Consider the following 11,852-nt stretch of genomic DNA (forward strand, 5'->3'; position numbering starts at 1 on the left):
TTGCCGAAGCCGCCGGCGCGTCACCGGCGGCAACGTCAGTCGGTGACGCGCTCCAGCAGGCTGGCGTAGTTGGCCACGCCCATGCCGCCCATGTTGAAGACGGCGGCCAGGCGGGCATCCGGGATCTGTACGCCGGTCGCCTCGCCGAGCAGCTGCCGGGCCGCCAGCACGTGCATGGAGACGCCGGTGGCCCCGACCGGGTGCCCCTTGGACTTGAGTCCGCCGGAGGGGTTGATCGGCAGCCTGCCGTCGGGCATCACCCAGCCCTCCTCGATGGCGCGGGCGCCCTGGCCGTGGGGGGCGAGTCCCATGGCCTCGTAGATCATCAGCTCGGCGATGGTGAAGCAGTCGTGCACCTCGGCCAGCGACAGCGCCTCGAGGCCGACGTTGCCCTCGGCGAGCAGCTGCTGCCAGGCACGCTCGGCGCCCTCCAGGCGGGTGAGGTCGCGGCGGGCCAGCGGCATGAAATCGGTGACCTGCGCCCTGGCGCGGAAGCGCACCTGGCGAGGGCCGGCGGGGGCCGCCTCGGGGTGGGCGAGCACCAGGGCGGCGGCGCCGTCGGAGACCGGCGAGCAGTCGGTGCGCTTCAGCGGCGGGGCGACCACCGGGTTCTTGTCCGAGACCTTGCGGCAGAACTCGACCCCGAGATCCTTCCTCAGCTGGGCGAGGGGGTTGTGGACGCCGTTGGCGTGGTTCTTGGCGGCGATGCGCGCCAGGGCCTCGGTGTGGTCGCCGAAGCGCTCGAAGTAGGCCCGGGCGACCTCGGCGAAGATCCCGGCGAAGCCGGCCTCGACGCCCTGGGACTCGGGCCGGTAGCTGGCACCGAGCAGCCCCTCGGCGATGGCGGCGGGGCTCGCCTCGGTCATCTTCTCGGCGCCGATCACCAGCACCCGCCGGGCCAGGCCGCCCTCGATCAGGTTGATCCCCTGATAGAGCGCCGCCGAGCCGCTGGCACAGGCGTTCTCGCAGCGGGTGGCGGGCTTGAAGCGCAGATCGGGGTCGGCCTGCAGCGCCAGCGAGGCGGGGAACTCCTGGGCACACATACCGCTATTGAACTGGCCGACATAGATGGCATCGATGTCGCGCGCCTCGACGCCGGCGTCGGCCAGGGCCGCACTGGCCGCCTCGCAGATCAGGGTTTCCAGGCTCGCCTCGAGCTTGCCGAACGGGCTGTGGGACATGCCGATGATGCGGGTCTTCATGAAGTGCTCTCCTGCTGTGGGCGGGCGAGGCGCTGCCTCAATGCTGTCTTGACGATCTTGCCGTAGGCGTTCTTGGGCAGCGACTCCAGGACCTCATAGCGCTTGGGGCGTTTGAAGCGGGCCATGCGCTCCAGGCAGTGCCGGTCCAGCTCGGCAGGGTCGAGCGGACGATGGAGCGAGACGAAGGCCACCACCTCCTCGCCCCACTCGGGGTGGGGGGTCCCGACCACCGAGGCCTCGTGGACGGCGGGGTGCTGCAGCAGCACCTCTTCCACCTCGCGCGGGTAGATGTTGGTGCCGCCGCTGATGATCACGTCCTTGACGCGATCGGTCAGGTAGAGAGTGCCGTCGACCTCCATGCGGCCGATGTCGCCGGTGCGCAGCCAGCCGTCGCGCAACGCCTCGCCGGTGGCCGCGGGGTTGTTCCAGTAGCCCAGCATCACGCTGTCGCCACGCACGCAGATCTCGCCCTCTTCGCCTGCAGGCAGCGGGTTGCCCTGGCGATCCTGGATGGCCACTTCCACCTGGGGGTGGGGGCGACCCACCGGCACCAGGGCCTGGCGATCAGCCGTTGTCTCGGCGGTCTCGGCGTAGGGCGCATGGGCCTCACGGTCCATCACCGAGATGGTCATGGGGCTCTCGCCCTGGCCGTAGATCTGCACGAGCCGGGGGCCGAAGGTGGCCAGGGCGTCGCGCAGGTCGCGCTCGTACATGGGGCCGCCGCCATAGACGATGGCCTGCAGGTGCTCGAGCGCCAGCGGCGTCGCCTCTGCCTCCAGGTGATCGACGAGCCGGCGGATCATGGTGGGGGCCAGGAACATGGCAAGCCCCGCGCGCTGGTTGACCAGGTCGACGAACTCGGCCTCGTCGAAGCCGGCGCTGGCGGGCACCAGGTTGGCGCAGCCTCGCATCAGGTAGGGAATCAGGTAGATGCCGGAGCCGTGGGAGAGCGGCGCGAAGTGCGCCAGCACGTGGTCGGTCTCGACGCGATCCACGTTGGTCAGGTAGCAGTTGGCCATGCAGGCGAGGTTGCCATGGGAGAGGGCGGCGCCCTTGGGTCGCCCGGTGGTGCCGCTGGTGTAGAAGATCCAGGCGGGATCGCGGGAGGCCCGGTGCAGCGGCTCGGCGAGGGGCTCGCCGTCGGCCGCGAAGCCGGGCGCGTCGAGCCTCAGCAGGACTGCCGGGCTGGCAAGCTCGGCGTCCGGGGTGCGGTCGCTGATCAGCAGCCGGCTGCCGCTGTCCTCGAGGATATAGTCGACCTCGCGCCAGTGCAGCTTGGCATTGATCGGCACGACCACCAGCCCGGCGTACCAGGTCGCGAGCAGGGCATCCAGATAGGCGGGCCGATTCTTCATGTAGATGGCCACCCGCTCGCCCGGGGTGAGCCCGAGCTTGACGAAGTGGCCCGCCAGGGCCTGTACCCGCGCTTGAAGCTGGGCGTAGGTGGCGTGGAGCGCCGCGCCATGATAGAGCGCAGGACGCGTTGGCCCGACCCGCGCGCTGTGGTCGAGGTAGTGGGCAATGTTCAAGGGATCTCTCCGCACTGTCTTGTCGTTGTGATTCGGGCATTCGCCGTATGCACCAAGACTAGAGGCCTCCCCTACGGATCGATATACGTAGTACTACGGATGCGATTCCGTATTAGGTCGCGAGTGGCGGGCGCGGTCAAACCTGCCCGCAGGGGGGCGCCGAGCGCGGGAACGGGGGCGTCGCTGGTTGGGCGTGGCGGGAAGGCAGCGGAGGACGCGGTCTTAGCGAAGGGGAGGCGGCCTCGCCAGGCAGGCGAGGCCGCTTGGCGGGTTACGCCGTCAGCCGGCTGGCCACGGCGTCGAGGAAGCCGTTCATGTCGACCAGGGTTTCGCTTGCCGGGTCGCGGGTCTTGCCCTTGAGGTCGCCGGTGATGATGCCGGCATCCACGGTGTCGATCAGCGCCGCCTTGAGGGCATGGGCGTAGTCGATCAGGGCGTTGTTCTCGTCGCGCTCGCCCAGGGTCTCCAGGGCGTTGGCCACGGCGAAGAGCAGGGCGGAGGAGTTGAAGTGCGCCTCCCGGCCGTCGGTCTCCAGGTACTTCAGGTAGAGGTCGTGGGCGGTGCCGTGGGGCGCCTCGAACAGCATGGTGCCGTCCTTGCTCTCGATGATCGAGCTGGCGGTGGCCAGGCTGCCGCCCAGGGCGGCGGAGATGTCGGAGAAGATGTCGCCGTCCAGGTTCTGCGCCGGGTAGAGGGCGTTGCGGGGCGGGTCGGTGATCATCTTGATGAGCTGGCTGGAGGGCCGCATGATCATGAACGACGGCGGTGGGGTGCCGGTCTCGGCGAGCTCGCGACGCACGTCGGTGATCGCCGTGCTGAACACCTCGTCGTACTCCATGTACTCGCGCTTGAGGCCGAAGTAGACCTCCTTGCCCTTGCGCGAGGCGTCGCGGAAGACCTGCAGGACCCAGTCCTTGATCGCCGCCTGGTCGTTGGACATCAGCAGGATGGCGTCGCCCTTCCTGACCCGGCGCGCGTGCTTCTCCTCGCCGTCGACGATCACCTTGAGGATGCCGTCTTCCGAAGCGGGGGCGTTGAAGCTGCCGTACTGGTCGCCGCCGCCGGCGCTCATGCGCGAGATGGAGACCTGGGCCTTGCGGTCGGGAATGCCGAAGCGCTTGAGCTCCTCCACCAGCTTGTAGAGCTTGCGGCCGGTGGTGTTGTCCGGCACCCCCCACAGGGCGCGCTCCGGCGGATTGGCCACCAGGCGGGCGGCCTGGGCGTCGATCAGTTCGTAGTGATAGGAGAGCCCCAGCGCTTCGACCTGCTCGCGGTAGTCGCGATCAAAGATCTCCTCGATGGCGGCCCGCATCACGCCGTCGTAGCCGGCGATGACGGTATCCTTGAGGCCCAGGTAGATGTCGCGTTTCTCGCCGATGGCGCGCTGGAAGAAGCGGTGGGCCCAGGCCTTCACGTCTTCCACATCGTTGGTGGCCAGCAGCCAGGGGTCGCCCTTGTTGACCTCGCGGCGGTGCAGTTCGACCGGGTCGCCGCTGGCTCCCACGAACATCAGCTTGACCACGCCGGTGGCCCGGGAGAGCTCGTTGAAGCTGTCCTTGATGCCGCCGGTCTCCATGGTGTCGACCTCGATGTCGCGGCCGATCCATTCGGGGCGCGAGAACTTGAGGTTGCGAAACTCGATGTCCTCGCGGGTGATGTTGCCGCCGATGCCCTTGCGGATGGCGCCGTTGGGCGATCTGGTGGCCAGCGGGTGGAGCTTGGTGCCGTCGATCTCGGGGTGCTTGGCGAGCAGCTCGCCGAGCTGGGTGCGGTTGACCGTCATGCCGGCGTTCTTGATCCCCACGCCGTGTTCCCTGAGCGCCTCGACCGCATCGACAATCACCTGACCGTTGGTGACCAGACGGTTCTCCGCCGAGAGGTCGATCTCTACCAGCGGGACCTCCAGTCGTGAGGTCACGAAGGTATCGAGGATCTTCTCGAAGGCCACCTGGGCCATCTCGTCGCCATGCAGGATGACGAGGGGGGCGTCGACGCGGATCTTTTTGCTCATCACGGTTCCCTGTTTGTAGTGTTCGATCGATGAGGATCGTCACGATGTGCGGTGAGCCACAGGGTACGCCTGGCATGGCCAGGGCGCTACGCGCAGAAAGCAGTAGGGCATAGGGGCGCGCCGCTGCGCTAACCCTCGGCGCGGGCGGACCAGCGCTCGTCGGGATGCACCTCGTTGGCGGGCAGCACCGGGTCGTAGCCCTCGGCGCGCAGCGCCTCGATCACCTCCCGGGTGTGCTCGCTGCCCAGGGTCTCGAGCGTCGCCTCCACCTCGGTGGCGCGCAGCGAGAGGTCGGTGAAGGTGCGCTGGTGGGCGATCTGGATCACGTTGGCGCGCTGGTCGGCCAAGAGCCGGGTGAGCTCCGCCAGTGCCCCCGGCACATCGGGAATCGCCACCCGCACCCGCACGATGCGCCCGGTGCGCACCAGGCCACGCTGGATCACCGAGGCGAGCGCCAGCATGTCGATGTTGCCGCCGCACAGGATCAGCCCCACCTTGCGGCCGCGGTAGCGCTCGGGGTCGGCGAGCACCGCGGCCAGGCCCGCGGCGCCGGCACCCTCGGCCACCGTCTTCTCGATCTCCAGCAGCAGAAGGATGGCGCGCTCGATCTCGGGCTCGTCCACCAGCACGATGTCGCGCACCCGCTCGCGCACGATGGGCAGGGTCAGCCGTCCCGGCTGCTTGACGGCGATGCCCTCGGCCAGGGTGGCCAGGCCGCAGTGGATCGGCTCTCCGGCCAGCGCCTGCTTCATGGCCGGGAAGCGCGACGTCTGCACGCCGATCACCTCGATGGCGGGGTTGAGCGCCTTGGCGGCCACCGCGTTGCCGCCGATCAGCCCGCCGCCGCCGATGGGGATCACCAGGCACTCCAGGTCGGGCACCTCGTCGAGCATCTCCAGGGCGATGGTCCCCTGCCCGGCGATGATCCGTTCGTCGTCGTAGGGGTGCACGAAGACCAGGTCGCGCTCCTCGGCCAGGCGCCGGGCATAGTCGCCGGCCTCGGCGACCCCGTTGCCCTCCAGGTGTACCTCGGCGCCGAAGCTGCGGGTATTGCGCACCTTGAGGTTGGGCGTGTGGCGCGGCATGACGATGGTGGCGTGAATCCCCAGACGGGAGGCGTGGTAGGCCACCGCCTGGGCGTGGTTGCCGGCGGACATCGCGATCACCCCGCGGGCCCGCTCATCGGCGCTGAGCGAGAGCAGGTGGTTGAGGGCGCCGCGCTCCTTGAAGGCGGCGGTGAACTGGTGGTTCTCGAACTTGATGTAGAGCTCGCAGCCGGTGAGCTGGGAGAGGGTGTGCGAGTGCAGGCAGGGGGTGCGCTCCACGCTGCCCCGGATGCGGGCGGCGGCCTGTCGGACGTCGTCGAGGGTCACGGTCATGGTGGGCGGCTCCGGGTTGGCTGAGCCCCCCATGATGCGTCGCCGTGAGACGCTTGTCGAAGCCGTCGCCGACCCCGCGAGGGAAACGCTTACCGAACCCCGGCGGCTGGGATAGAGTCCATCCAGGCACCCCTTCCAGGGTGATACTGACGAGGAGCATGCGATGAATGCCAGCAGGATACTGGAACAGCTGATGCAGCAGGCCGGTGGCCAGTCGGGCCGTCAGGGCGGCAGCGGGAGCCAGGGCGGTTCGGGCCTGGATATCAAGGGCATGCTGGATGGGCTCTCGCGCCAGCTGGGCGGTGGCGGCGAGGGGGGCGCAGCCGGGCAGGGCGGTGGCTCGGGGCTGGACGTCAAGAGCCTGCTGGGCGGCGGCGCCCTGGGGCTGCTGGTCGGCTCCAAGCGTGGCCGCAAGCTGGGCGGCAAGGCGCTCAAGTACGGCGCCATCGCCGGAGTGGGCGCGCTGGCCTGGAAGGCCTGGCAGAACTCGCGCGGGCCGGGCGGCGAGTCGCCCGCCGAGGGCGAGCCGGTGGAGCGCCTGGGCGGTGAGGCCCGCGAGCGGCGCAGCCTGGAGCTGCTGCAGGCGATGATCATGGCGGCCCGTGCCGATGGCCATATCGACGACCAGGAGCGGGCGCTGATCACCCAGCAGATCGATGCCCTGGGTGCGGACCAGGAGCTGCACGCCTGGGTGGAGCGCCAGCTGGCGGCACCGCTGGATGCCGAGGCCCTGGCTCGCCGGGTCGATTCGCCCCAGGCGGCCCGCGAGATGTACCTGATCAGCGTGGCGGTGGTCGACGAGCAGAATGCCATGGAGCGCGCCTGGCTCGACCAGCTCGGCCAGGCCCTGGCGCTGCCCGGTGAGGTCACCGCGGCGCTGGAGCACCAGGCGCGCGAGGCCGGCTGATGGAAGCGGCGCTGATGACGCTGGCCACCGGCTTCGGCCTGGGGCTCTCGCCCTGGGCTTCGGGCACGGTGGGCTCACTGCTCGGCCTGCCGCTGGCCTGGTGGCTGCTGGGGCGCACCCGCCGCGTGCAGGCGGGCGTCACCCTGGCGCTGCTGCTGGCGGCGGTGCCGGTCTGCCACCTGGCCGAGCAGGCGCTTGCCGCCAAGGACGACGGACGCATCGTGCTCGACGAGATCGTCGCCTTTCCGGTGGCGGTGCTGGGCCTGGCGGGCGCGCGCCAGCCCTGGGCGATGGCGTCGGCCTTCGTGGTCTATCGGGTGTTCGACAGCACCAAGCCGCCGCCGGTGAACCTGGCCGAGGCGGTGCCCGGCGGCGCCGGTATCGTGCTCGATGATCTCGTGGCCGCGGCCATGACCTGGCTGGTGATGGCGGGCGGCCTCGCACTGTGGCGGCGGCGTCAGGCGTCGCCTTGAGTCGTCGGCGGGAAGCGCACGTCGAAGCCGCGAGCGTCGAGCTGGCGGATATCGCGGGGTCGGCCCTGCTCGTCGAAGTCCACCAGACCGATCCCGCAGCCGTTCCACAGCCGCTCGCCGGCCCTGGCACGGTCCGGGTCGCGGGGCGTGATGGCCAGGCGCCGGCGCTTGGTGAACCAGTTGAGCGGCGAGCAGGGCGCGTAGAGCCAGCGGTTCAGGCGGTCGAACCAGTCGAGCAGGGTGTCGGGGAAGGTGTTCTTGATACCGCTGGAGGTGATCTGCCACAGGTGCGGCCCCTGCCGGCGATGGCGCACCCGGATGTCGTAGGCGAAGGAGTAGTGCACGTCGCCGGATAGAACCACGTAGTTCCCCGGGGTGCGCGAGTGGCGGAAGATGTTGAGCAGCACGCTGGCCGCGCCGCGGTGGGCCATCCAGTTCTCGGCATCCACCATCAGCGGCTTGCCGGCCAGGGTGAAGAGCTTCTGCACCACCTCGATCAGCTTGACGCCGAACATCGGCGCCGGCGAGACGATGATCACCGAGCGGTGGTCGAGCAGCGCCTGCTGGAGTTCGCTCAAGGCCTCCCAGTCCATCAGCCCCGAGGGGCGCCTCGGGCTTTGCTCGCTGCGCCAGCGTCGGGTGCGGGTATCGAGGACCACCAGCGGCGGTTCGCCGGGCACCCGGTACTCCCAGCCCTCGAAGCGCAGCAGGCGGCGGATCAGGGTGTCCAGGGCCTCGCCGTCGAGCCAGCCGTCGTTCGCGGCGGCGGCCTCCAGCAGGCGGACGCATTCGTTCAGCGGCTCGGCGAGGCGGTCCGGGTCGTTGCCCCAGCCCTGGCAGAGCAGGTAGCCGACCAGGGCGTTGCCGATGATGCGCCGGGAGAAGGGATGGCCATAGGCGGTGCTCTCCCAGTCGGCGGTGAGGTTCCAGTCGTCGGTGACATCGTGATCGTCGAAGATCATCAGCGTCGGCAGGCGTGCCAGCAGCCGCGCGCAGGCCGGCAGGCCCGCCACGAAACGCTCGACGACCGCCCGCTGCTGCTGAAACAGGCCGCGGTGCTTCTCCGTCAGCCGGGGCGTGTCGATCTCGATCAGCTGCCAGGGCGTCGGTGACCAGGTCAGCAGGTACATGGCCAGCACCTCGGCCAGGGTGGCCAGGTGGTTGTGGGCGTTGGCCGAGGTGAACACCGGCTTGCGCACCCCGCCGAAGAAGAGCTCGCGCAGGTTCTCGCTGCTCTCCACGTCGGGCAGCAGCGATTCGCGGTCGTAATAGTGGGCGGCCTCACCGTGCAGGGCGCGGCTGTCGGCCACCACGGCCCCCTCCAGCGGTTCGTCGAACAGCCCCAGGCGCCGGATCAGCGCATGGATGGCCACCAGCATGGGACCGGCGACGTCGTCGGCGTAGACCTGGTCACCGGTCATCAGCAGCCAGGCGGGACGCTCGTCGGGCCGGTGGCGCCGTTCCGCTAGCCAGGCCTCGGCGCGCACCAGGCCGTCGGGGCCATCGTGGTGGGGCTTGCGGCAGGAGCCGTGGAGCAGGCGGTGATGGCGGCCGGCCAGCACGAAGGCGGGCAGCTCGCCGTCGGTATCGAGCAGGTGGGGTCCCCAGTCGGCGATGCCCTGCTCCTGGCCGGCGTCTCGAACGCAGAGGTCGTAGGCGATCAGGGTATCCCGGGGCAGCGGCGTCTCCAGCGGCAGGTCGATCAGATGCAGCCAGGCATGGCGCCCGACGGGCAGGCGACGGCAGTGCTGCGCCCCGATAAGCAGCCGCCGGGTCGCCTCGCCCGTGGGGGTGAGGGCGAGGATCAGCTCGAGGGGGCGGGTGGCGGCCAGCCAGAGCACCAGGCGATCGGGCGCCAGCCGCCGCAGCAGCGGGCCGGCCAGCACGTCGGGCAGGGGGGCGTCATCCATGGGCGGGGTCATCCGTGCATTCCTGGGGTCACCCCGAGACCGACCGGTGCCGCGTCGATAGGTTCCCGCCCTGACGAGGCGGCCCGTGCCGGATGCCTGCCCGCCCGGGTGGCTCAGTGGCGCCCCGCGGCAACCGGGTCGGCGAGCAGGCGCTGCGCCAGCCCGGAGACGTGGGGATCCTCCACGCCAAGCGCCTGCAGCGCGTCGGCCAGGTGGAGCAGGTAGTCGCGGTTGGCGCCGCTGGGGCCGTGGGCCCGGGCGATCTGCTCGGCGATGGCCTCGAGCGGGGCGTCGCCGAGGAAGGCGGCGTTGTCCTCGGTGGCCAGGTAGACCAGCCCCTCGGCGCGGCCGCCGGCCGGGTCGTCGAAGCAGAGGGTGATGACCTCGCGCAGGTAGCCGTTCTTCTCGCGCACATCCAGCGGGGCGAGTACCTCCGGGGTGATGCGGTAGGCCATGCCGTGGCACACCGCCCCGGGGTCGCGCACCAGGGTGGCCACCCGGCCAGGCGCCTCCGGGGTGCCGCGATGGTCGTGGGAGCCCTGCCAGAAGCGCCGCGACCAGCCGTGGATGAACGCCGGGCGCCGCTCCAGATAGGCGAAGTCGACCTTCCAGATCAGCGAGCCGTAGCCGAACAGCCAGATCTCGTCGTGGCCGTCGAAGTGGGTCATCTGGCGGTTGAGGGCGGTGGTGTCCAGGGCCATGGTCGTCGTGCAGCCGGTGGTGGAAAAGGAAGCTTCCATGATGCGTCGGCAGGCGGCGAAAGTCTAAGGGGGGAAGGAGCGCGACGTGGTCATGCGGGTGCGGTAGTCTGGCGGCCTGTTCACTTTCTGCTGATGGAGTCTCTGCCATGACCGTGATGATACTCGGCCTCTTGATCTTCCTGGGGGTTCACTCGGTGCGCATCGCCGCCGACGACTGGCGCAGCGCCAGGATCGCCCAGATGGGCGAGCTGCCCTGGAAGGCTGCCTACTCGGTGGTCTCGATCGTCGGCCTGGCGCTGGCGATCTGGGGCTATGGCCAGATGCGCCTGTCGCCCACCTGGGTGTGGTTTCCGCCGGTGGGGCTGCGCCACGCCGTGTCGCTGCTGATGATTCCCGCCTTCATCCTGCTGGTGGCGGCCTATGTGCCGGGCAACCACCTCAAGGCGAAGCTGGGCCACCCGATGATCATCGCGGTGAAGCTGTGGGCCTTCTCCCACCTGCTGGCCAACGGCCGGCTCGGCGACATCGTCTTCTTCGGCGCCTTCCTGCTCTGGGCGGTGTTCGACTTCCGCGCCGCGCGCCGTCGCCCAGCACCGCCGGCCCAGGCGGCGAGCGCGGTGCGTACGGCCATCACCGTGGTGGCGGGTCTGGTCGCCTACTATCTGTTCGCCTTCCATCTGCACATCTGGGTCACCGGCGTGCCGGTGATGTGACCGCCTCGGCTCACCTCGCGGTGAGCCGAGGGAGGCCAGCGGCACCCCAGTATCCCGCACACATACATGGTTCATGGTTCATGCCCTTGACCGCGGTCAAGTGACGGTTTGGCTCAGGGGCTCCCCCCAGACTCGCTCCAGCACCGCCAGGGCCTCGGCGATCACCGCTTCCTCGCCGCGGTCGCGCCGCCAGATGAAGCAGAGCGCGCAGGGCAGGCGGATCCCCTCGGCCACGGCGAGGCCACGCTCCTGACGCTCGGTCATGGCCAGGGTGTCCCGGGCGAGGCTCAGGCCCACCCCGGCGCGCACCAGGTCGAGCATGCAGGCTTCCTGATCCACCTGGGCGACCCCGTTGGGGACGAGCTCCAGCGGGTCGAGCACGCCGTGCAGCAGGCGGTGATGCACGGAGTCTTGCGGGGTGACGATCCACGGCAGCCGGGCGAGCCGCTCCCAGTCGGTACCGGCCAGGCGGCTGCCCCAGCCGGCCGGGGCGATCACATGGTAGTGAAAGTGGGTGAGCTCGCGGTGGACGATCTCGTCGGCGGCCTCGCCGGGGCCTTCACCCGGCGGGGCGAGATAGAAGCCCACGTCGAGTTCGCCGCGGCGCACGCGCTCCAGCACGCTGCCGCTCATGCCGTGGGAGAGCTCCGTCTCGAGCTGCGGGGCGCGCTCCACCAGGCGGTGCAGGAAGGCGCCCAGGCGTATGAACTCGGGGTCGACGATGGTGCCGATCTTCAGCCGGCCGCGCAGGGTGCTGTGCAGGGCGCGGGCCTGCTCCTCGAAGGCAGCCACCGCGGCCAGCGCCTTCTGGGCGGCGGGCAGCAGCGCCTGGCCGTCTTCGGTCAGCGCCAGCCCCTGGGGGCGGCGACGAAAGAGGGTGAGCTCCAGATTGGCCTGGAACTGCTTGAGCTTGAGGCTCACTGCCGGCTGGGTGAGGTGGAGGCGCTCGGCGGCCCGGGAGACGCTGCCTTCGTGGGCGACCGCAACGAAGGCGCGCAGGGTCTGAAGGTCCTGCATGGGGAGGCCT

Annotated in this window: 10 protein-coding genes; 3 read left to right on the forward strand and 7 right to left on the reverse strand. The window is 70.1% G+C overall.

Annotated elements, in window-relative coordinates:
* Nucleotides 1–35: 35 nt before the first annotated feature.
* From HIR79_RS06140 to HIR79_RS06155, 4 genes are all read right to left on the reverse strand, one after another.
* A complete protein-coding gene (locus tag HIR79_RS06140; protein WP_169957650.1) occupies nucleotides 36–1,202 on the reverse strand; it encodes an acetyl-CoA acetyltransferase in 1,167 nt (388 codons plus the stop codon).
* Complete coding sequence (locus tag HIR79_RS06145) at nucleotides 1,199–2,731, reverse strand: class I adenylate-forming enzyme family protein (RefSeq protein WP_169957651.1); 1,533 nt, start codon at nucleotides 2,729–2,731, stop codon at nucleotides 1,199–1,201. The genes HIR79_RS06140 and HIR79_RS06145 overlap by 4 nt, the downstream gene beginning before the upstream one ends.
* Before the next feature lie 271 nt (nucleotides 2,732–3,002).
* Nucleotides 3,003–4,742: an isocitrate/isopropylmalate family dehydrogenase gene (locus tag HIR79_RS06150; protein ID WP_169957652.1), complete on the reverse strand. Its 1,740-nt coding sequence runs from the start codon at nucleotides 4,740–4,742 to the stop codon at nucleotides 3,003–3,005.
* A gap of 128 nt (nucleotides 4,743–4,870) precedes the next feature.
* Complete coding sequence (locus HIR79_RS06155) at nucleotides 4,871–6,121, reverse strand: threonine ammonia-lyase (protein ID WP_169957653.1); 1,251 nt, start codon at nucleotides 6,119–6,121, stop codon at nucleotides 4,871–4,873.
* Nucleotides 6,122–6,284: 163 nt separating this feature from the next.
* Between HIR79_RS06155 and HIR79_RS06160 the strand changes: the two genes are divergently transcribed.
* Complete coding sequence (locus HIR79_RS06160) at nucleotides 6,285–7,028, forward strand: tellurite resistance TerB family protein (RefSeq protein ID WP_169957654.1); 744 nt, start codon at nucleotides 6,285–6,287, stop codon at nucleotides 7,026–7,028.
* The gene (locus HIR79_RS06165) at nucleotides 7,028–7,501 is read left to right on the forward strand and encodes a phosphatidylglycerophosphatase A family protein (RefSeq protein ID WP_169957655.1); all 474 of its coding nucleotides are present in this window, start codon (nucleotides 7,028–7,030) and stop codon (nucleotides 7,499–7,501) included. Before HIR79_RS06160 ends, HIR79_RS06165 begins: the two co-directional genes overlap by 1 nt.
* Here HIR79_RS06165 and HIR79_RS06170 read toward each other — a convergent pair.
* Together HIR79_RS06170 and HIR79_RS06175 are read right to left on the reverse strand one after the other, a co-directional pair.
* Nucleotides 7,486–9,423 (reverse strand): alkaline phosphatase D family protein, encoded by a 1,938-nt coding sequence (locus HIR79_RS06170; protein ID WP_249322267.1) that lies wholly within the window; start codon nucleotides 9,421–9,423, stop codon nucleotides 7,486–7,488. The two genes, HIR79_RS06165 and HIR79_RS06170, sit on opposite strands and share 16 nt — an antisense overlap.
* A gap of 101 nt (nucleotides 9,424–9,524) precedes the next feature.
* Entirely contained in the window at nucleotides 9,525–10,112 is a 588-nt protein-coding gene (locus HIR79_RS06175) for a gamma-glutamylcyclotransferase (RefSeq protein ID WP_169959494.1), read from the reverse strand.
* A 146-nt stretch (nucleotides 10,113–10,258) separates the two neighbouring features.
* Here HIR79_RS06175 and HIR79_RS06180 point away from each other — a divergent pair, with 146 nt between their 5' ends.
* On the forward strand, nucleotides 10,259–10,825 hold the full coding sequence (locus tag HIR79_RS06180; protein WP_169957656.1) for an NnrU family protein: 567 nt from the start codon (nucleotides 10,259–10,261) through the stop codon (nucleotides 10,823–10,825).
* Nucleotides 10,826–10,921: 96 nt separating this feature from the next.
* On the opposite strand, the gene HIR79_RS06185 is transcribed toward HIR79_RS06180, so the two are convergent.
* The gene (locus HIR79_RS06185; protein ID WP_169957657.1) at nucleotides 10,922–11,842 is read right to left on the reverse strand and encodes a LysR family transcriptional regulator; all 921 of its coding nucleotides are present in this window, start codon (nucleotides 11,840–11,842) and stop codon (nucleotides 10,922–10,924) included.
* Nucleotides 11,843–11,852: the final 10 nt, after the last annotated feature.

The sequence above is a fragment of the Halomonas sp. PGE1 genome (genome assembly GCF_013000985.1).
Classification (GTDB): domain Bacteria; phylum Pseudomonadota; class Gammaproteobacteria; order Pseudomonadales; family Halomonadaceae; genus Halomonas; species Halomonas alkalicola.

Coding starts and splice junctions, on each gene's coding strand:
- HIR79_RS06140 (WP_169957650.1), bottom strand. CDS start 1,202: ATGAAGACCCGCATCATCGGCATGTCCCACAGCCCGTTCGGCAAGCTC.
- HIR79_RS06175 (WP_169959494.1), bottom strand. CDS start 10,112: ATGGCCCTGGACACCACCGCCCTCAACCGCCAGATGACCCACTTCGAC.
- HIR79_RS06170 (WP_249322267.1), bottom strand. CDS start 9,423: ATGACCCCGCCCATGGATGACGCCCCCCTGCCCGACGTGCTGGCCGGC.
- HIR79_RS06165 (WP_169957655.1), top strand. CDS start 7,028: ATGGAAGCGGCGCTGATGACGCTGGCCACCGGCTTCGGCCTGGGGCTC.
- HIR79_RS06180 (WP_169957656.1), top strand. CDS start 10,259: ATGACCGTGATGATACTCGGCCTCTTGATCTTCCTGGGGGTTCACTCG.
- HIR79_RS06155 (WP_169957653.1), bottom strand. CDS start 6,121: ATGACCGTGACCCTCGACGACGTCCGACAGGCCGCCGCCCGCATCCGG.
- HIR79_RS06185 (WP_169957657.1), bottom strand. CDS start 11,842: ATGCAGGACCTTCAGACCCTGCGCGCCTTCGTTGCGGTCGCCCACGAA.
- HIR79_RS06160 (WP_169957654.1), top strand. CDS start 6,285: ATGAATGCCAGCAGGATACTGGAACAGCTGATGCAGCAGGCCGGTGGC.
- HIR79_RS06150 (WP_169957652.1), bottom strand. CDS start 4,742: ATGAGCAAAAAGATCCGCGTCGACGCCCCCCTCGTCATCCTGCATGGC.